This is a genomic window from Methylobacterium sp. EM32, assembly GCF_040593685.1.
GTDB lineage: Bacteria > Pseudomonadota > Alphaproteobacteria > Rhizobiales > Beijerinckiaceae > Methylobacterium.
Window position 1 is genome coordinate 1 of the sequence record NZ_JBEXZS010000091.1, and the last position, 19689, is coordinate 19689.

Below are 19689 nucleotides of genomic sequence, written 5' to 3' on the forward strand. Positions count from 1 at the left end.
GGGAAGGAGGGCACCATGGGGGTCGGGCTCGCGGGGTTCGGGTGGTCGCGCGGATCTACCACCGTATGCCGGAGAGGTGCGGGCGATCTCGTACGATTTCCGCTCGGTGCGAGCGGACGATAATGGCGCGCGCCTCTCCTCTCCCCGCGGGCGGCAGGGCTGTCCGGGGAAAAGAAATGGCGCGGGTTTCCCCTCTCCCGACAGATCCCGGGCTTGCCCGGGATCTGCAAGCGAGGGACGAAGTCGAGCAAGCCCGACTTCGTTGCGGGGAGAGGCCTGAACTCCGAAGGGGCTCAGGGAGCAGCGAACTGCAGGTTCGCCGCGAGGGTGAGGGGGCGGTGCCGGAGGAGGCTCCTTCGGAAACACCCCCTCACCCTCGCTCCGGCTGCGCCTCCGCTTGCCGTGTTCCCTGAACAGGAACACGGCCCTCTCCCCGCCCGCGGGGAGAGGGGATTGCCCGCGCCACTTCTTCCCCGGACAGCCTTGCCGCCAGCGAGGAGAGGGGAGGGCCCGCGCTTTATGCTCATGGGAGCAGAGCAAGTGGACAGCGTACCGCCTCCTCACGCCGTCTCGGCGAACAGCGCCCCGGGCACCGCCGCTAGCAGGCTGCGCGTATAGGGATGCTCCGGCGCCCGGAACAGGGCCTCGGTGCGGTTCATCTCGACGACCTCGCCGCGATGCATCACGGCGATGCGGTCGCAGATCGTCGCCGCCACCCGCAAATCGTGGGTGATGAACAGCATCGCGATGCCGAGGCGCTGCTTCAGATCCTCCAGCAGCGCCAGGACCTGGGCCTGGACCGAGACGTCGAGGGCCGACACCGCCTCGTCGGCGACGAGCACGTCCGGTTCCATGGCGAGGGCCCGGGCGATGCCGATGCGCTGGCGCTGGCCGCCCGAGAAGGCGTTGGGGTAGCGCTCGGCGGCGCTCGGAGGCAGGCCGACGAGGTCGAGGAGCTCGCGCGCCCGGGCCCGGGCCTGGCGGGACGGGGTGCCGTGGGCGATCGGGCCGCCGGCGATGATCTGCTCGACGGTGCGGCGGGGATTGAGCGAGGCGAAGGGGTCCTGGAAGATCATCTGGATCCGCCGGCGCTCGTCGCGGAGCGCCGTGGGCTTGAGCGCCGTGAAGTCGAGGCTGCCGAGGCGCACCGTGCCGTGGTCGGGCTCGATCAAGCGGATCGCCAGCCGCGCCGTGGTCGACTTGCCGGAGCCGGATTCGCCGACGATCCCGAGGGTCTCGCCCCGGCGCAGATCGAAGCTCACCTCCTTGACCGCCGCCACCACCCGGGGCTTGCCGAGGAGGCCGGCGCGGGTGGCGTAGGTCTTGGCGAGGTTCATCACCGAGAGGGCGACCGGCGCCTCGGTGATCGGCTCGCGCGGCGGCGGGGTCAGGCTCGGCACGGCGGCGAGCAGCGCCTTGGTGTAGGCGGCTTGCGGACGGCGCAACACTTCCTCGGCCGAGCCGGACTCGACCAGCCGGCCGCGCTGGAGCACCGCGACGTGGTCGGCGATGTCGGCGACGACGCCGAAATCGTGGGTGATGAACAGGACCGCCATGTTGCGGCGCTGCTGGATGGCGCGGATCAGCTTGAGGATCTGCGCCTGGGTCGTGACGTCGAGGGCCGTCGTCGGCTCGTCGGCGACCAGCACCGCCGGTTCGAGGGCGAGCGCCATCGCGATCATCGCCCGCTGGCGCTGCCCGCCCGAGAGCTGGTGCGGATAGGCCTTCACGATCTGCTCGGGGTCCGGCAGGCCGACCTCGCGGGCGAGCGAAACCGCGCGCTCGCGCCGTTCCCTCAGTGTCAGCAGGTCGTGGGCCTCGAACATCTCGGCGATCTGGTCGCCGATGCGCATCACGGGGTTGAGCGCCGTCATCGGCTCCTGGAAGATCATCGCGATCCGCCGGCCGCGCAGATCCCGCCAGGCGCGCTCGTCGAGGCGGAGCAGGTCGCGGCCCTCGAAGCGGATCTCGCCGCCCGCCACCTTGAGCGAGCGCGGCAGGAGGCCGGTGAGCGCGTAGGCGCTCATCGACTTGCCCGAACCGGATTCGCCGACGACGCACAGGATCTTGCCCGGCATCAGGTCGAGGTTCAGGCCCTCGACCGCGTGCGGCCGGTCGGCGCCCTTCGGCAGGGCGAGGGTCAGGTTGCGGATCTGGACGATCGGTTCGCTCATCTCTGGCCCTCATGCGCCCGATGGGCGGGTTGGTTCGATCGAATGAAGTCTTGTTCGAGACTGGTGTCAGTGTCTCGACAGCATTCACGACCTTCGCGCCATCCCGGGGCTCGCCGAAGGCGAGAGCCCGGGATCCATAACCGCTGACGGTACAGGACAAGGCGGTCGCGTTTCGCTTCGTCCGGAAGATTCGGCGGTCATGGATCCCGGGTTCCGCTTTCGCGGCCCCGGGATAACGCGGAGGATGTCAGTGCTGACCTGCACTCACCCCGCCGCCCTGCGCTCCGCCAGCACCGCCGGCCCGGTCTCGCCGAGGTCCCAGAACAGCCCGGCCATCAGCCCGAGCGCCTCGCGGGTCGGCGGTCCCAGAAGGTGCTCGTTCGGCGCGTGCTGGGCGCAGGCCGGATAGGAATGCGGCACCCAGAGCGTCGGAAGCCCGAGGATCTCCGAGAAGGCGTCGTTCGGCAGCGAGCCGCCGAGATTGGGCAGGAGCGCCGGGCGCTTGCCCGTGCTGGCCTCGATCGAGGCGAGAGCCCAGGTCACCCACGGATCCTCGACCGGCAGGCGGGTGGCGCGAAACACCTCGCCGCGGGTCGCCCGCACCTCGACCATCGGGAAACCGTTCGCGTCGAGATGGGCACGGACCGCCGGGAGCACGCCCTGCCAGTCGGTGCCGACGACGAAGCGCAGCTGCAGGGTCGCCTTGGCGGAGGGCGGCACCGCGTTCTGCGGCCCGTCCGGATCGCCGCACTTGAAGGCCAGCACTTCGAGGGTGTTCCAGGCGAAGACCCGCTCGGCCGGGGTCAGGCCCGGCTCGCCCCAGCCCTTGTCGATCTCGGGCGCGTTCGGATCGCCCCCGACGGTGATGTCGGACAGAGCCGCCCGCACCCCCGCGGGGATCGGCGGCGGACGCAACGCATCGAGGAGGATCTTGCCCTGCCCGTCGACCAGGGTCGCGATGGCGTTCGCCAGCACGGTGCCGGGGTTGCGCAGGAGCCCGCCCCAATTGCCCGAATGGTGGCCGCCCTCGCGAAGATCCACCACCAGCTCGAAGGTGACCCCGCCGCGCGAGCCGAGGAACATCGTCGGCCGCGCCGCCTCCAGCCGCGGCCCGTCGGAGGCGATGAGTAGGTCGGCGGCGAGCGAAGCGGATTCCGCGCGGCAGACCTCGTGCAGGCCCGGCGAGCCGGCCTCCTCGCCCATCTCGATCAGGAGCTTGACGTTGAAGCCGAGTTGGCCGCCGCGCGCCTGCATCACCGCCGCGAGGGCGCCGAGATTGATCAGGTGCTGGCCCTTGTTGTCGGCGGTGCCGCGCCCGTACCAGCGCTCGCCCTCGACCGTGACGGCGAGGGGATGCAGGCCCTCGCGCCACTGCTCGGGGTAGTTCCGCACCGTGTCGCCGTGGCCGTAGGTGAGCACGGTCGGCAGGTCGTCGCCCTCGTGCCGCGTGGCGATCAGGAACGGCCCGCGCTCAGACTTCGGGTTGTCGAGGAGGCGGGTCTGGAAGCCGAGGCGCGACACCAGGGGGGTGATGAACCGGGTGAGGTAGGCGGCGAGCGCCTCACCCTGGTCCGGGGCCTGGCTCTCGGTCGGCAGGGCGACCGCCTCGCGGAGCACGGCGAGGAAGCCGCCGTCGTCGAAGTGCCGGTGGGCCAGCCCGATGGCGTCGCGTCGCGACATGGAGGGACTCTCTCTTCTTCTACGCGTGCAAGGGGGGAGGGGGGTCAGTGCCGGCCCTCGGGGGCGGTGATGTCGCGCACCCCGTCTCCCAGAAGGTTGATGCCCAGGACCAGGATCAGCAGGGCCACGCCCGGGATGGTGATGACCCAGGGCTGGAAGAACATGTACTGCTTGCCCTCGGCGATCATCAGGCCCCAGGACGGCAGCGGCGGCTGCACCCCGAGCCCGAGGAAGGATAGCGCCGCCTCGAGCAGGATCGCGTGGGCCATCTCCAGCGTCGCGACGACGATCAGGGCGTTGAGGATGTTGGGCAGGATCTCCTGGGCGAGGATCCGCACCGGGGAGAAGCCCGCGGCCTTCGCGGCGGCGACGAAGTCCTGGTTGCGCACCTGCCGGGTCGCGGCCCGCGTCACCACCGCGAAGCGGTCCCAGAGCAGGAAGCCGAGCACCAGCACCACGACCTTGAGCGAGCCGCCGACCAGCGAGGCCATGGCGAGCGCCACCAGCACCACCGGCATCGCGAGCCGCGTGGTGACGACGTAGCTCACCACCGCGTCGACCCGCCCGCCGTAATAGCCCGCGAGCACCCCGAGCGCAGTGCCGATCACCCCCGAGATCAGGGCGGCGGACAGCCCGATCAGCAGAGAGATCTGGCTGCCGTAGATCAGGCGACTCAGGTAGTCGCGCCCGAGCTTGTCGGTGCCGAGGAGGTGCTCGACGCTGCCCTTGGCGTGCCAGAACGGCGGGATCAGCCGGCGCGACACGTCCTGGGCGTAGGGGTCGTGCGGGGCGATCAGCGGCGCGGCGAGCGCCATCAGCACCACGAACCCGACGATGCCGGCCCCGATCAGAAAGCCGCCATGGGACAGGCCGCGCCGGAGCGCGATGGCGGCCGGCGAGCGGGCCGGGGGCAGGACGATCTCGGCGGGCGTCGAACCCTGGACGAGCGGGGAGGCAGGCCGGGACGTCATGTGCGCAGCCTCGGATCCAGGAGGGCGTTGAGGAGGTCGGCGGCCAGCGTCAGCCCGATATAGATCATCGCCAGGACCAGCACGATCGCCTGGACGACCGGGAAGTCGTTGCGGGCGATCGATTCCCAGGCGAGCTGGCCGAGGCCCTGGAGCGAGAACACCGCTTCGATCACGATCGAGCCGCCGAGCATGAAGCCGAACTGCACCGCGGCGAGCGCGATCACCGGGATCACGGCGTTGCGTAAGCCGTGGCGGATCAGGATCTTGCGCGGCGGCAGGCCCTTGGCCCGGGCGGTGCGGACGTAGTCCGAGGACAGGACCTCCAGCATGCCGTTGCGGGTGAGCCGCATCACCGCCGGCATGGCGTAGTAGCCGAGCGCCACCGCCGGCAGGATGAAGTGCTTCCAGGTCGCGTTGCCGGAGACCGGCAGCCAGCGCAGGTTGACGGAAAAAATCAGGATCAGGGTGAGGCCGAACCAGAAGCTCGGCATCGCCTGGCCCAGCACCGAGATCGCGAGCGCCGCCCGGTCGAGCCAGGTGTCGCGGTAGAACGCCGCCAGCACGCCGAGCGGGATCGCCACCAGCAAGGCCACCGCGAGCGCGATCACCCCGAGGGTCAGGGTCACCGGCATGCGGGCGGCGACGAGGTCGGTCACCTGCTCGGGGAAGTAGAACGAGCGGCCGAAATCGAAGTGGAGCGCCCGCCAGGCCCAGGTGGCGAACTGGACCACCAGCGGCTGGTCGAGCCCGTGCTGCGCGCGGACCGCCGCGATCTGCTCGCCCGTCGCCTCCGGGCCGGCGATCGCCGTGGCGAGGTCGCCCGAGAGGTGGAGGAGCATGAAGCTCGCCACCGAGACGGTCAGCGCGACGCCGACCGCGACGAGGATGCGCCGCAGCGCGAAGCCCAGCATGGCGCTCCCCTCCTACTTCTTCCAGGAGGCGGCGAAGAAGCGCGGCACCTCGTCGGTCTGCGCGGTGAAGTTCAGGTCGGCGCTGAAGGCGTAGTTCGACGGGTAGGAGAACATCGGCAGCGCGTAGGCCTGGGCGGCGATGCGCGTCAGGGCGTCCTTGTACTTCGCCTTGCGGGTCGCCGGATCGGTGCTGGTGTCGCCGGCCTGGAGGTCGGCGATCACGGCCGGATCGCGGGCCAGGTCCTCTTCCCCGCCGCGGAAGTAGATCCCGGTGAAGGCCGAGACGTCGTTGATCGAGAACGAGCCCCAGGTCTGGTAGCCGATCGAGGTCTTGCCGGCCCTGAGCGCGTCGCGGAAGGCGGCGTAGCGCAGGTAGTTGAGCTTGGCGCGGATGCCGACGGCGCGCAGGTAGCCGATCACCGCCTCGGCGTAGTCGCGCTCGCGATAGGCCGAGAGGTCGATCTCGAACCCGTTGGGGTAGCCGGCCTCCTTGAGCAGCGCCCGCGCCTTGGCCGGGTCGTAGGCGTAGGTGGGCACGCCCTCGCTGGTGCAGCCGAACTGCTCGATGAAGCACATGGCGTTCATGACCCGGGCGCCGCCGCGCGCCAGGTTGTCGACCATCGCCTTGCGGTCGATGGCATGCGCGATCGCCTGGCGCACCCGCACGTCCTTGAGCGGCGAGTTCTCCTGCGCGCGGCCCTGCACGTCGAATTGCAGGTAGCCGACCCGCATCGTCTCGGCGGAGACCACGGTCAGGGTCGGATCGTTCTTCAGCTGGTCGGCCTGGTCGGTCGGCACGCGCCAGATCCAGTCGACGCCGCCGGTCATCAGTTCGGCCATGCGGCTGTCGGCGTCCGGGATGATGCGGAATTCGAGCTTGCCGATCTTGGCCTTGCCGATCGGGCTGCCCGGCCAGTACTTGTCGTTGCGCACCATCTTCACGCTGCGGCCGCTCTCGACCGCGACGATGCGGTAGGGGCCGGTGCCGACCGGTGCCTTGCTGAAGCCGTCGAGGCCCACTCGTCTGAAGTAGGCGGCGGGCAGGATCGGGGTCGGGCCGGAGAGGTATTCGAGGGCGGCCGGGAACGGCGCCTTGAGGTGGATCCGGACGCTGTTCGGCCCGGTCACCTCGGTCGACTTCATCCAGTCGACGTTGCCCTTGGTGACGATCTTCGCCTCGGGCGTCAGCACGTAGTTGAAGGTGAAGGCGACGTCCTCGGGCGTCAGCGGATCGCCGTTGTGGAAGGTCACGCCGTCGCGCAGCGTGAGATCGAGCGTCACCGGGTCGACCCAGGTCCAGGCGGTGGCGAGCATCGGCTGGTGCTGGCCGGTCGCCGGATCGCGGTAGAGGAGAGTGTCCCAGACGTTGCGGGCGAGGATCACGCCCTCGCGCAGGTTGTTGTGGTAGGGGCTCAGGTTCTCCGGCTCGCTGTCGGAAGCGTAGACCAGGGTGTCGTTGCCCTTGCCTGCCAGCGCCGGGCCCGCAACCCCGGCGAGGAGGAGGCCCGCGAGCAGCGCCCCCGCTTTGCAGATCCGGCCCGCGTCGATCCGTGTCGGCATCCGTGTCGGCATCTCGGCTCCGCCTCGTCATGGTGCAGCGCAGGCGCATCGACCCGTCATGCTGCACTGCCGCAAAATTCACCCTGCCAGAATGTTGCGCAGATCCGATCGCAGCAAGTCGAATTTATCGATAGGCTCGTTGCCGAAACGGCAAGGCACGGGGTGCGGGCGGGATGCAGACTACGGCGTTGCGCTACTTCCTGGCGGTCGCCCGCGAGGGCACGATCGCGGCGGCCTCCGCCCGGCTCAACGTCGCGCCCTCCGCGATCAGCCGGCAGATCGCCAACCTGGAGGCCGAGCTCGCCTGCCCGCTCTTCGAGCGCCGGCCGCGCGGCATGGTCCTGAGCCAGGCCGGCGAGCTGCTCGCCCGCCATGCCCACCAGGTGCTGGCGAGCGCCGAGCAGGTTGTCACCGAGATCCGGGAGCTCGAGGGGCTGTGGCGCGGCCTCGTGCGGGTGGCCTGCACCGAGGCCTTCGCCATCGACCTCGTGCCGGAGGCGATGGCCGCCTTCCACACCCGCCATCCGGGCATCCGCTTCGACCTCGCCGTGCTGCCGCCGGGCCAGGTCACCCACCGGGTGGTCCAGGGCGACGCCGATCTCGGGCTCACCTTCAGCCTGGAGCCCTCGACCGAGACCGCGGTCGCCTATCGCCACAGCCTCGACATGGTGGCCCTGTGCGCGCCCGACCATCCGCTCGCCGGGGGCGGGCCGATCGGGCTGTCCGACCTCGCCGCCTACCCGGTGGCGCTGCTGCCGCGGGACACCACCTTGCGCACCATCCTCGACGCGGCCTGCGCGGCGGACGGCGTCGCGATCGAGCCGGCGCTCACCGCCAACACCCTCTCCTCCGTCCTGCCCTTCCTGCGCCGCACCCGGGGGCTGACCCTGGTGTCGTCGGTCGCGCTCCAGGGCCAGGTCGCGCGGGGTGAGTTCCGGGTGCTGCCGATCCGCTCCCGCCGCAGCCTGGCGCGGGGCATCGAGGTCCAGACGATGCGCGACCGGCGCCTGCCCCGCGCGGTGCAGGCTTTCCTGACGGCGCTGGTGGCGGCGTTGCCGCCGGTGCGGAGTTGACGGTGGCGAGGGGACTGATGACACTGGCCGGGCGAATCGATCGCCCTCAGACGATCGAAGGATTTGTTCCGCCTTGCACCTTGCCCGTCTCGAAGAGATCGCCCCCGACCGCAGCGGCTCGGGCGACATCGTGAGATCGACCTGATGACGTCGATCGCCGGGCTGCCCGAGTTCCTGCTCTACCTCGGCACGGCCGCGGGCCTGACCGGCCTCTACCTCGTCGTCTACACCCTCGCCACGGCGCATAACGAGCTGGCGCTGATCCGCCGGGACGTGACGGCCGCCGCGATCGCCCTCGGCGGCAGCCTCGTCGGCTTCACCCTGCCGCTCGCGATGGCGGTCGCCAATGCCGGCTCCGTGCTCGACTGCCTGGTCTGGGGCCTCATCGCGCTGGTGGTGCAGATCGCGGTCTATTGGCTGGTCCGCCTCGTCGTGCCGGACCTGTCGCGGCGGATCGAGGAGAACCGGATGGCGGCGGCCTGCCTGCTCGGGGCCGCCTCGCTCGCCGGCGGCGTCCTGAACGCCGCCTCGATGACCTCCTGAGGCGCCTGTGAGCGAGTTCGCGCCGGTCCCTCCCCAGGAAACGGCCCGCCGCGCCAAGCGCTCGGCCGCGATCTCCCTGGTGCTGGTGGCGGGCGCCGGGGCCGGGGCCTTCGCGCTCGCCGGCCTTGCCGGCGCGAAGCGGGACGAGGACGTGCTGGTCTACCGCACGCTCGACGCCTGCCTCGCCGAGCGGGTGCGCAGCGCCCAGGCCTGCACCGAGGCCGAGGCCGCCGCCCGCGCCGCCTACGCGGCGAGCGCGCCGCGCTACGAGACCCTGGCCGAGTGCGAGCGCCACCACGGAAGCGGCGGCTGCGTGCCGGGCGCGACGGTGACGCCGGACGCGCAAGGCCGCACCCTCCCGCTGATGTCGGCCTTCATGATGGGGCGGACGGACGAGCAGAACCTGCCGGTCCAGCCGCTCTACGCCCACGACCCGGAGGAGGAGCGGTCTCACGCCGGCCATGGCGGCGGGTATGCCGGCGGCTACTGCACCGGCTCGGGCGCCCGGGTCGTGCCCGGGGGCGGCGGCTCGGGCGCCCGCGTCTCCTCTGCGGTCGCCCGCAGCCCCGTCTCGAGCCCGCGCACCATCGCCCGCGGCGGCTTCGGCGGGACCGGGCGCGCGGTCGCGGCGGCGGGAAGCCACGGGTCCGGGGGCGGCTGATGCGCCGCGTCGCGATTCGCGAGCGGCCCGACTGGCGCGAGCACGCGGCCCGGGCCGGCTTCCACTTCCACTCCTTCGATGGGGCGCCCTACTGGGACGAGAGCACCTACTACGCCTTCAGCCTCGCGGAGATCGAGGCGGACATCGAGGAACCGAGCCGCGACCTGCACGCGCTCTGCCTCGCCTTCGTCGCGCGCGCGGTCGAGGACGAGGCGATCCTCGCCTCCCTGGCGATCCCCGAGCACGCCTTCGACGCGATGCGGGCGAGCTGGCGCCGGGGCGACCCCGCGCTCTACGGCCGCCTCGACCTCAGCTATGGCGGGGCCGGCACCGGGCCGGCGAAGCTCCTCGAATACAACGCCGACACGCCGACCGCCCTCTACGAGAGCGCGGTGTTCCAGTGGCTCTGGCTCGAGGACGGACTCGCCCGCGGCCGCCTGCCGGAGGGCTGCGACCAGTACAACGCCCTGCACGAGCGGCTGGTCGCGCGCCTCGCCGAGATCGGCGGGTCGGGGCGCCTCACCTTCGCGAGCTTCGCCGACGCGCCGGAGGACCGCGGGACGGTCGCCTACCTGCAGGATTGCGCGCTCCAGGCCGGCCTCGCGGCGCCGTTCCTGCCGGTCGAGGCGATCGGCCTCGAGTCTGGCGGGTGGTTCGTCGACGAGGCCGGGCACCCGATCGAGACCCTGTTCAAGCTCTATCCGTGGGAGTGGATCTTCGCCGATCCGTTCGGCCGGGCGGTCGCCGCCGCACCGACCCGCTTCCTGGAGCCGCCCTGGAAGGCGGTGCTCTCCAACAAGGGGATGCTCGCCCATCTCTGGGCGATGGCGCCGGGCCATCCGAACCTGCTGCCGGCCTTCTTCGAGGACGACCCGGCCAAGGCCGTCCTCGGCGACAGCTTCGTGAAGAAGCCGCTCTACGCCCGGGAGGGCGCCAACGTGCTGGTCGTGCGCGAGGGCGCGGTGGCGGCCCGGGTCGAGGGCCCCTACGGCGTGGAGGGCTTCGTCCGCCAGGGCCTTGCCGCGCTGCCGTGCTTCGAGGGGCGCCACGCGCTGATCGGCAGCTGGATCGTCGGCGACGAGCCCTCGGGCCTTTGCCTGCGCGAGGGCGACGGGCCGATCACCACCGACCGGGCCCGCTTCGTGCCGCACGTCATCGATCCGTGATCGGGCCGGGCCGCGGAGCATTGTCTGACGAAGCGACGGCAGGCGAGCAGACAGCAGGCAAGGGCCGCTCGCGAGACGGGTCTCGTCGAACTCCCCTTTCCCGGATCTCCTTCCGCTGACGCTACAGTCGTCCGGGAAAGGGGGTGTGGCTTGCGAGGAGCCGTCCGTGCATCCCACGACGCTCGCTGCGCGCCGGTTACCGTGTCGCAGCACGGTCGGACAGGGCCCTAGCCGCCCCCGCAGCACCCGCCGCTCTACCGGAGCGGGCACAATTCCCCGCAGGACGCCACCCCCGGCAGGCGCTGGCGCAGGCAGCAGGTGCGCCGGCGCCGGTCGCGCAGGGCCTGCGCCAGCGGGTTGAGGGTGCAAGAGGTGTCGGCGCACCAGCCGAGGCAGGTCGCGACCTCCGGGCGGGCCAGGGTCTCGGGCTCGCCGAGCTCGCGGGCGACGTAGTCGAGGATCACCGCGGCGTTGCCCCAGATCACCCGGGGGGCGATGCCGCATTGCGCCCGGCACAGCTCGACGAAGGGCCGCAGATGGTCCTCGACGAGGCCGGCGAGCCCGGCGCGGGCTCCCGCCTGAGCCCCGGGCCGCACCAGGAAGCGGGCCGGGCGGCCGGCCGCGTCGAGTTCGAGGCTCGTCGTCGCGAAGGCGAGGGGCAGCGGCCGCCCGAGGCGCACCAGGGCCGTCATCACCGGGGTGGCGAGGGGCGCGAGGTAGAACTGGCTCCAGTACGAGACCAGGGCCCGCCGGTCGGCGGTGCCGGGGCTCACGCCGAGCCCGGCCGCGAAGGCCGCGAGCGTGGCGTCGAACACCGCGGGATCGCGCAAGGCGACGAGGGGCGTCGCCGCCCCGCCGGTCTCCGCCGCCACGCCGTCGCGATAGGTGCCGAGCGAGGCCGGCACGTGAGCGGCCACTTGGGCAGTCACTTGGGCTGCCAACTGGGCGGCGATGTCGGGCATCGGGGAGGCGAGACCGGGGCTCATCGCGGCCCCGCCCGGTCGGCCCGCAGGGTGCGGGCGATCTGGAGCGCCAGCCAGGCGAGCGCCGCGGCGTAGGGCGGCATTGCCGCCGCGAAGTAGCCCGGCCAGCCGGCCCAGCCGGCGAGCGCCGGGCTCGCGACGCGCAAGGGCATCGCGGCGAAGAAGGCGGCGCCGAACAGGAGCGCGTAGTCGGTGGCGGGCCGCGGTCCTTGCGACCAGCGATAGATCATGTTGAACACCGGCACCCCGAGGAAGCCGCCGAAGACGAAGTTCAGGACCGTGGCAGTGACGGCCAGCCCCTCGGAGCGCAGCAGGCAGGCCGCCGCCATCAGGCCGCCGGCGAGGAGCACCCCGATCCCGCCGAGGCCGATCAGCCGCACGGTGCCGAACCGGACCGCCAGGCCGCCGGCTATCAGCGCCATCACCAGGTTCACCGCCGGCAGGACGGTGCCGGTGAGGAAGCCGACCTGGCCGAGCGGCACCCCGAGATCGAGCAGCGCCAGGGTGTTGGGGCCGGCCAGCAGGTAGGCGGCGGCGAAGTAGGCGCCGAGGGCCGCGATGCGGCCGGCGAGCACCCGCAGGCGTTCGAGCGAGCCCGACCAGCGCTCCGGCACGCCGCCGGCCCCCTGCAGCCGCGCCTCCGGATAGGCGAGGATCGGCAGGAGGCAGAGCGCGTCGAGCCCGGCGCAGGCCAGCAGCGCCGCCGGCCAGCCGATCGTGTCGTAGGAGCCGACCAGCACGCCGACCCCGAGAATCCCCCCGAGCGAGGCGCCGCAGAGCTTGGCCGAGGCGATGAAGGCCCGCCGCTCCGCCGGCACCGTCTCGACCACCAGGGCCTCCAGCGCGATGTCCATGGTGGCGGTGCAGGCGCAGGTGGCGATGGCGAGCGCGAGCAGCACCGGGAGCGGCCAGTGCTCGCCGAGGCTCAAGGCCGCCAGCAGCGCGACCGTCGCGCCCTGCGCCGCGACGATCCAGCCGAGGCGGCGGCCGAGGAACGGCAGGCGCACCCGGTCGAGCAGGGCCGCCCACAGGAAGGTCAGCCCGACCGGCAGGTTGATGAGCTGCAGGAGCCCGACCTGCGCGAGGTCGAGGCCGCGCGCCCGCAGGATCAGCGGCGCCCCGCCCGACAGGAAGCCGAGCGTGGCCCCGAAGGTCACGTAGAGGCAGAAGAACGGGAGGAGCGGGCGCAACGCCGCGAGGAGCGTGCGGGCGCTGCCGAGCGCGACGGCCTGCGTCACGGCGCGGGCGCGCCCGGACCGGCCGCGATGCCTGATCGGTACTTTGGAATCACACTAATTCGTCTTTGTGTACAGGGACTTGAGCTTACGGGGCGGGGGGCCGGGCCGCAAGGCCGAGGCGAGCGGGGCTTCGGGCGGCGATTGTTTAACCGGTTCCGTGCAGGCTGCCGCGAGCGGTCCGTTTCGCGCCGGGAGGGTCGAGCGTCATGGCTGGCGAACTGGCGAGCCTCGTGAATCGCGGTAAGCTGTCGGGCGCGCGCGCCCTCGCCCTGCGGGTGGCGCCGGACCAGCGCCGGCACCAGCGCGTGGCCGTGGCCCTGCTCGGGCGCTACATGCTCGCCGACCGGCAGGAATATCCGTGCCAGACCGTCGACATGTCCCCCGGCGGGGTGCGCCTCACCTGCGCGGTCGGCGGCGCGGTCGGCGAGCGCATCGTGATCTATCTCGACCATGTCGGGCGGATCGAGGGGACGATCGCCCGGCTCCTGCCGGACGGCGTCGCGGTGGCGATCGGCGCCACGACGCGCAAGCGCGACAAGATCGCCTCGCAGCTGACCTGGCTCGCCAACCGGGCGGCGCTCGGTCTGCCGGAGGACCGCCGGCACGAGCGCGTGGTGCCGCGCCAGACCCTCGCCATCCTGCGGCTCGATGGCGGGCGCGAGGTCGAAGCCCGCATCATCGACGTCTCGCTCTCCGGCGCGGCCCTGGCCTGCGAGGCGGAGCTGCCGCTCGAATCCGCCCTCACCGTCGGCGGCACCCCCGCCCGGGTGGTGCGCCGGTTCAAGGGCGGCCTCGCGGTCGAGTTCCGGCTGCCGCTGTCGCCGGACCGGTTCGACGAGACCCTGGTGCTGTAGCGATGGATGCGGTTCGGCACGCATCGCCCGGCGACGTCCCTCGCGCGCGGGTCCGCCTGTGGCTGCTGATCCTGGCCGTCGCAGGTCTCACTGCGGCCTGGATGCGCGCGGCCGGGCTCGCCCTCGAGGCCGCGAGCGCGCTCCTGCCGGCCGCCGCCTGCCTCGGGCTCGAACTCGTCGCGACGGTCTATACCGTCCGGCGCCCCGATCCGCGCCTCGCGGTCAGCCTGTCCTGCGTCGCGCAGATCCTCGGGTTCAGCGCCTGCGCGGCGCTCCTCTCCTACGCGGTGGCCGCCACCGGCGGTCCGCTCCGGGACGACGCCTTCCTGGCGCTCGACCGCGCCCTCGGCCTCGACTGGACCGCCTACCTGGCCGCCCTGAACGACCGGCCCGGGCTCGGCGCCGCCCTGACCCTGGCCTACCGGACCCTGATGCCGCAGATGATCCTGGTGGTCGTCGTGCTGGGTTTCGGCGGAAGGCTGGCCGCGGCGCGGGAATTCGTGCTGGCCTTCGTGATCGCGGGCGTGGTCACCGTGGTGCTCTCCGGCCTGCTGCCGGCGGTCGGGACCTACGCCCATCTCGGGCTGCGGCCGGAGGATTTTTCGCGGCTCTCCCCCGCGGCCCCCTACGCCCACCTCGCCGACCTGACGGGCCTTCGCGATGGCACGCTCCGGAGCATCACCCTCGACCGGATGGAGGGGATCATCACCTTCCCGAGCTTCCACACGGCGCTCGGCGTGCTGTTCATCCGCTATTTCTGGATGTCCCGGATCACGCGCTGGCCCGGCATCGCCTTGAACGGAATGATGATCGCCGCGACGCCGATCGATGGCGGGCACTACTTCGTCGATGTCGGCGCGGGGGCGGTGATCGCAGTCTTGGCGATCGGGGCGGCGGGGTTCCTCGTCCGCGCCGCCGGGCCTGCGGAGGGACGCCGGGCGAGACCGGCTTGGGCCTCGCCGGGCGGGGCAGGGGTGGCCGCTCGCGGGTCGTGAGTCGCTGAAGCCTGACGGAGACCTACAGCGCACCCTCGCGGATCGAGCCCGGATCGGCGAGCGCGTGGAGCAGGCCCGCCGCCGAATGGGCGAAGCGCAGGGTGACGGCCTTGCGGCGGGCGCCGGCCAGGGGGTGCTCCGGCGGCGCGCGCAGGATCTCCGCCCCGAAGGCGTCGGCGACGATGAGCCCGGTCTCCTCGGGCAGGATCTCCACCGGCAGGGTCTCCGGCACCGCGAAGTAGAAGCGGTCGCAGAAGTCGCGGTAATCCGGCCATTTCCGGTCGGCGCGGAAATCGGCCACGCTCGACTTGATCTCGATGATCGTCAGCTTGCCGCAGGCCCCCAGCGCGATCAGGTCGGCGCGCCGTCCGTTGGCGAGGGTGAATTCCGGGATCGTGACGTGCCCGAGCTCGGCGAAGAGGCGCCGCACCCCCCGCTGCACGCTGAGCGCGGTCGGCGATTGGCGGCGGTCGACGGGGAGCGAGAGGGCGAGGGCGGCGGACAAGGCTGTGGAGGGCTGCTTCTGACGGGTTGCACGGGACCGAATCGGGAACACCATCGGACCAGCTCTGCTCGCCGTTGTCACCTGCGGCCCGTGTCGCAGGCGGCGCGCATCCGCGACGGACGTAGCGGTTGATCTCACGCGCCCGCTCGCCGATGGTCGGCCCCGCCGGAGGCCGCTCGAGACGGCCGCGAGAGACTGCCGCAAGAGACGGCCGGGCGACGGGAGGGAGATCGATGGTGGGGCAGCGCGCCGCCGAGGGACAGACAGGTGGGCGGGCCGGCATGCGCCTCGTCGGCGGCACGGCGCTCGCCCACGGCGACGCGGTGCGGCTGGAGAATGTCGGCATCGCCTTCACCCTGAAGGGTGGCAAGCGCTACGTCGCCGTCGAGGGCATCGATCTCGGCGTGAGCCCCGGCGAGTTCGTGGCGGTGGTCGGGCCGACGGGATCCGGCAAGTCGACCCTGCTCAACGCCGCCGCCGGCCTGCTGAAGCCGGCTACCGGCAGCGTCACGATGTTCTCCTCGGCGCTGTCGGGCCTGAACGGCCGCGCCGGCTACCTGTTCCAGGCCGACGCCCTGATGCCGTGGAAGACGGCGCTCGACAACGTCGCGGTGGCGCTGGAGCCGCAGAAGGTCCCGCGCGCCGAGGCGCTGGCCCGGGCCCGCGACTGGCTCGGCCGGGTCGGGCTGTCTGCCTTCGTCGACCGCTACCCGCACATGCTCTCGGGCGGCCAGCGCAAGCGCGTGGCGCTCGCCCAGATGCTGATCCGGGATCCCGAGATCCTGCTGATGGACGAGCCGTTCGGGCCCCTCGACGCGCAGACCCGGCAGATCATGGGCAACCTGCTGCTGGAGCTGTGGGCGGCCAACCGCAAGGCGGTGATGTTCGTCACCCACGACCTCGAGGAGGCGATCGCGCTGTCCGACCGGGTGGTGGTGCTCTCGGCCGGGCCCGCCGCCCGCATCGTCGGCCAGTTCAAAGTCGATCTGGCCCGCCCGCGCGACATCAGCGAGATCCGCCTCGAGCCGCACTTCCACGCCCTCTACAAGGAGATCTGGTCGTGCCTGCGGGTCGAGGTCTCCCGCGCCTATGCGGGCGGTCCCGCGTGACGCCTGATCGGAGATTCCATTCGTGAACCGCCTCGGCCTCCTCGCCCTCCAGATCCTCGTCGGCCTGACCGGCCTTGCGATCTGGCACGTGCTCACCGTCTATCCGATCCTCGGCGCGCCTAAGCAGATCCAGTTCTTCTTCTCGACCCCGGTGGAGGTGCTCAAGCGCACCTGGACCGAGATGACCAACCCCGAGATCTGGGGCCATCTCTGGATCACCCTGCAGGAGACGGTGCTGGCCTTCGTGACGGGGGCCCTCGGCGGCATCGCCTTCGGGTTCCTGTTCGCCCGCAACGCGCTTCTCGCCGCGGTGTTCGACCCCTACATCAAGGCGGCGAACGCCCTGCCGCGGGTGGTGCTGGCGCCGATCTTCGCCTTGTGGTTCGGGCTCGGCATCTGGTCGAAGGTGGCGCTCGGCTTCACGCTCGTGTTCTTCATCGTGTTCTTCAACGTCTACCAGGGCGTGCGCGAGGTAAGCCCTGTGGTGCTCAACAACGCCCGGATGCTCGGGATGAGCGAGCGCGGGCTCCTGCGCCACGTCTACTGGCCCTCGGCGCTGACCTGGATGTTCTCCTCGCTCCACACGGCCGTCGGCTTCGCCCTCGTCGGGGCGGTGGTGGGCGAGTATCTCGGCTCCTCGGCCGGGCTCGGCTACAAGATCCACGAGGCCGAGAGCGTGTTCGACGTGACGGGCGTCTTCGCCGGCATGCTGATCCTAACCGTGTTCGTCATCGTGATCGACACGGTCGTCACCCTGATCGAGAACCGCCTCCTGGTCTGGCGCCCGCAGGCGGGCGGCCAGGGGTGAGACACCGGTGCGATGCTCGTCAGACCGGCATCGCGACACGCTTCATCCCACCCGCGACCTCATCCTGAGGTGCCGCGCAGCGGCCTCGAAGGAGGCGTCCAGCGGCCTCTGCGATCACTGGACGCCTCCTTCGAGGCTCAGCGATCTTCGATCGCCTCGCACCTCAGGATGAGGTCGTGGATGGGATCATTCGATAGTTCGGCCTGACCGGCCCACGGAAACAACCGGAGGACACACCCCATGCAACGCCGCAGCTTCCTCGCCGGCGCCGCCGCCCTGGCGCTGACCCCTTCCGTGCCCGCCCGGGCCGACATCGTGAAGGTCCGCATCGGTGTCGGCGGCAAGCCTCTCCTCTACTACCTGCCGCTGACGATCGCCGAGCGGAAGGGCTTCTTCAAGGAGGAGGGGATCGAGGCCGAGATCAACGATTTCGGCGGCGGCGCTCGCTCGCTCCAGGCGCTGATCGGCGGCTCGGTCGACGTGGTGACGGGGGCCTACGAGCACACGATCCGGATGCAGGCCAAGGGCCAGGACGTGCGCGCCGTGTGCGAGCTCGGCCGCTTCCCCGCCATCGTGATCGGGGTGCGCAAGGATCTCGCCGGCACGGTGAAGTCGGCCGCCGACCTCAAGGGCCGCAAGATCGGCGTCACGGCGCCGGGCTCCTCGACCGCGCTGACCGCCCAATACGCAATGATCAAGGCCGGGCTGAAGGCCAGCGACGCGGCCCTGATCGGGGTCGGGGGCGGCGCCGGGGCGATCGCCGCGATGAAGAAGGGCGAGATCGACGCCATCGCGCATCTCGATCCGGTGATCGCCAAGCTCGAGGCCGACGGCGACATCGCGGTGATCATCGACACCCGCACCGAGGCCGGCACCCGGGCGCTGTTCGGCGGTCCGAATCCGGCTGCGGTGGTCTACACCAAGCAAGACTGGATCGAGCACCACGCCGCCGGGACCCAGAAGGTCGTCAACGCCTTCGCCAAGGCCCTGAAGTGGATCGTCGCCGCGACACCGGAGGAGATCGCCGACACGGTGCCGCCGGCCTACCATTTCGGCGACAAGCCGCTCTACGTGCAGGCGGTGAAGAACTCGCTCGAGAGCTATTCCCGCACCGGCATCCCGACCCAGGAGGGCATGGCGAGCGTGCTGGAGCTGGTGCGCACCCTCGATCCCGACTTGCAGGGCGCCAAGATCGACCTCGCGAACACGGTCGAGGACCGGTTCATCAAGAAGGCGATGGGCTGAACCCTCACGCCCAGCCGACCCGGGCCGCGGCGCGCGGTCCGGGCGCGCCGGCGGTCATCAGCCGGCCCTTGCCGGCGGCCTTGGCGCGGTAGAGCGCGGCATCGGCCTCGGCGAGCAGCGCCTCCGGGGTCATCCCCGGGACCGCCCAGCCGATCCCGACGCTGAGGCCGACCCCGATCCCGATGGCGTAGGGCGCCTTCACGGCCTCGATCAGGCGGGCCGCCACCACGGCCGCCTCGCAGGCCCGGTCGCCGGCGGCCAGGATCACGAACTCGTCGCCGCCGAGCCGGGCCGCCTGCCACCCGTCGGGGATCCCGGCGGAAATCCGGCCGGCCACCTCCACCAGCAGGGCGTCGCCGGCGGCGTGGCCGAGGCAGTCGTTGACCGCCTTAAAGCCGTCGAGGTCGAGGTAGAGCAGGGCGAGATCGTCGGCGCCGCGCCGCATCCGGGCGGCGAGATCCTCCATCAGCCCGGTGCGGTTGCGCAGGCCCGTGAGGGCGTCGTGGGTGGCCCGGCGCTGGTTCTCCCGCTGGGCGAGCAGCACCTTGATATAGGTGCTGTTGAGCTTCACCGTGGTGACGCGCATCGCGACCACGAACAGCAGGCCCTGCACCGCCCCGATCAGGAACCAGGGGTTGCCGTAATGGAACGGCAGCATCAGCTTCAGCGGCAGGTCGCACAGCACGATCATCGTGAGGGCGTGGCGCGGCGCGGCGTAGTTGCGGGTGATGATGCCGGCGAGGATGCCCATCATGGTCAGCGGTGCCAGGACCTGCAGCACCGGATCGCCGCTCATGAAGCACAGGACCGTGGCGAGGCCGACGAGGCCGGCCCAGGCGAGGCTGCTGGCGACCAGCAGGTCGGTCGGCGCCGGGCGTCCGGCTGCGACGGCGCGGGTGCTGCGCGCGACGAGGACCAGACGGAGGAGGAGCAGGCCCGCATCCACCGCCAGCAGGCATGGGAAGGCCGACCCCGGATGGCGGATCACGGCCGTGACCTCGATGATCAGCATCGCCACCGCGCCGATCACCAGCGAGGACGGGGAGGCCATCAGCGTCGCGAGCAGGCGGATCCGCAGCTCGGCCGGCAGGTCGAGGCTCGGATCCACGAGCCAGCGCAGCGGCGCGGCGCGCGGCAGCAGGTAGGTCGGCGTCGCGTCGGGCATGGGGCGGCTTCCGGGGTTGGTCCGTTCCCGGACCGCGCCGCCTTCAGT

General features: G+C 71.7%; 18 protein-coding genes. 9 read left to right on the plus strand and 9 right to left on the minus strand.

What is annotated here, in order from left to right; translation table 11 throughout:
- Nucleotides 1-560: 560 nt before the first annotated feature.
- The 5 genes from ABZT49_RS13255 to ABZT49_RS13275 form a co-directional block, all read right to left on the minus strand.
- A complete protein-coding gene (locus ABZT49_RS13255) occupies nt 561-2174 on the minus strand; it encodes an ABC transporter ATP-binding protein (RefSeq protein WP_355286528.1) in 1614 nt (537 codons plus the stop codon).
- A 264-nt stretch (nt 2175-2438) separates the two neighbouring features.
- Nucleotides 2439-3854 (minus strand): M20 family metallopeptidase, encoded by a 1416-nt coding sequence (locus ABZT49_RS13260; RefSeq protein WP_355286529.1) that lies wholly within the window; start codon nt 3852-3854, stop codon nt 2439-2441.
- Between the two features lie 44 nt (nt 3855-3898).
- On the minus strand, nt 3899-4825 hold the full coding sequence (locus ABZT49_RS13265; RefSeq protein WP_355286530.1) for an ABC transporter permease: 927 nt from the start codon (nt 4823-4825) through the stop codon (nt 3899-3901).
- A complete protein-coding gene (locus ABZT49_RS13270) occupies nt 4822-5736 on the minus strand; it encodes an ABC transporter permease (protein WP_355286531.1) in 915 nt (304 codons plus the stop codon). Before ABZT49_RS13270 ends, ABZT49_RS13265 begins: the two co-directional genes overlap by 4 nt.
- Before the next feature lie 12 nt (nt 5737-5748).
- The gene (locus ABZT49_RS13275) at nt 5749-7308 is read right to left on the minus strand and encodes an ABC transporter substrate-binding protein (protein WP_355286532.1); all 1560 of its coding nucleotides are present in this window, start codon (nt 7306-7308) and stop codon (nt 5749-5751) included.
- Nucleotides 7309-7469: 161 nt separating this feature from the next.
- Here ABZT49_RS13275 and ABZT49_RS13280 point away from each other — a divergent pair, with 161 nt between their 5' ends.
- The 4 genes from ABZT49_RS13280 to ABZT49_RS13295 all read left to right on the plus strand — a co-directional run bounded on the left by ABZT49_RS13280 (nt 7470) and on the right by ABZT49_RS13295 (nt 10739).
- Nucleotides 7470-8369, plus strand: a complete 900-nt coding sequence (locus ABZT49_RS13280; RefSeq protein ID WP_355286533.1) for a LysR family transcriptional regulator — start codon at nt 7470-7472, stop codon at nt 8367-8369.
- 144 nt (nt 8370-8513) lie between these two features.
- Nucleotides 8514-8912, plus strand: a complete 399-nt coding sequence (locus ABZT49_RS13285) for a DUF350 domain-containing protein (protein ID WP_355286534.1) — start codon at nt 8514-8516, stop codon at nt 8910-8912.
- Nucleotides 8913-8919: 7 nt separating this feature from the next.
- Nucleotides 8920-9573 (plus strand): DUF1190 domain-containing protein, encoded by a 654-nt coding sequence (locus ABZT49_RS13290; protein ID WP_355286535.1) that lies wholly within the window; start codon nt 8920-8922, stop codon nt 9571-9573.
- Nucleotides 9573-10739: a glutathionylspermidine synthase family protein gene (locus ABZT49_RS13295; RefSeq protein ID WP_355286536.1), complete on the plus strand. Its 1167-nt coding sequence runs from the start codon at nt 9573-9575 to the stop codon at nt 10737-10739. The genes ABZT49_RS13290 and ABZT49_RS13295 overlap by 1 nt, the downstream gene beginning before the upstream one ends.
- A 254-nt stretch (nt 10740-10993) precedes the next feature.
- Here ABZT49_RS13295 and fhuF read toward each other — a convergent pair whose 3' ends face one another.
- Nucleotides 10994-11725: a siderophore-iron reductase FhuF gene (fhuF, locus tag ABZT49_RS13300; protein WP_355286537.1), complete on the minus strand. Its 732-nt coding sequence runs from the start codon at nt 11723-11725 to the stop codon at nt 10994-10996.
- Nucleotides 11722-12960 (minus strand): MFS transporter, encoded by a 1239-nt coding sequence (locus ABZT49_RS13305; protein WP_355286538.1) that lies wholly within the window; start codon nt 12958-12960, stop codon nt 11722-11724. The genes fhuF and ABZT49_RS13305 overlap by 4 nt, the downstream gene beginning before the upstream one ends.
- Nucleotides 12961-13166: 206 nt before the next feature.
- Between ABZT49_RS13305 and ABZT49_RS13310 the strand changes: the two genes are divergently transcribed.
- Nucleotides 13167-13814, plus strand: a complete 648-nt coding sequence (locus ABZT49_RS13310) for a PilZ domain-containing protein (protein ID WP_355286539.1) — start codon at nt 13167-13169, stop codon at nt 13812-13814.
- Nucleotides 13815-13816: 2 nt separating this feature from the next.
- Nucleotides 13817-14809: a phosphatase PAP2 family protein gene (locus tag ABZT49_RS13315; RefSeq protein ID WP_355286540.1), complete on the plus strand. Its 993-nt coding sequence runs from the start codon at nt 13817-13819 to the stop codon at nt 14807-14809.
- A 22-nt stretch (nt 14810-14831) separates the two neighbouring features.
- Here the strand turns inward: ABZT49_RS13315 and ABZT49_RS13320 are convergent, their stop codons facing one another.
- On the minus strand, nt 14832-15314 hold the full coding sequence (locus ABZT49_RS13320) for an MmcB family DNA repair protein (protein ID WP_244539503.1): 483 nt from the start codon (nt 15312-15314) through the stop codon (nt 14832-14834).
- Nucleotides 15315-15595: 281 nt separating this feature from the next.
- Here ABZT49_RS13320 and ABZT49_RS13325 point away from each other — a divergent pair, with 281 nt between their 5' ends.
- The 3 genes from ABZT49_RS13325 to ABZT49_RS13335 all read left to right on the plus strand — a co-directional run bounded on the left by ABZT49_RS13325 (nt 15596) and on the right by ABZT49_RS13335 (nt 18476).
- Nucleotides 15596-16423: an ABC transporter ATP-binding protein gene (locus ABZT49_RS13325; RefSeq protein WP_355286637.1), complete on the plus strand. Its 828-nt coding sequence runs from the start codon at nt 15596-15598 to the stop codon at nt 16421-16423.
- A 22-nt stretch (nt 16424-16445) separates the two neighbouring features.
- Complete coding sequence (locus ABZT49_RS13330; protein ID WP_355286541.1) at nt 16446-17231, plus strand: ABC transporter permease; 786 nt, start codon at nt 16446-16448, stop codon at nt 17229-17231.
- Nucleotides 17232-17471: 240 nt separating this feature from the next.
- A complete protein-coding gene (locus ABZT49_RS13335; RefSeq protein WP_355286542.1) occupies nt 17472-18476 on the plus strand; it encodes an ABC transporter substrate-binding protein in 1005 nt (334 codons plus the stop codon).
- 4 nt (nt 18477-18480) lie between these two features.
- Here ABZT49_RS13335 and ABZT49_RS13340 read toward each other — a convergent pair whose 3' ends face one another.
- The gene (locus ABZT49_RS13340; protein WP_355286543.1) at nt 18481-19641 is read right to left on the minus strand and encodes a GGDEF domain-containing protein; all 1161 of its coding nucleotides are present in this window, start codon (nt 19639-19641) and stop codon (nt 18481-18483) included.
- Nucleotides 19642-19689 lie beyond the last annotated feature (48 nt).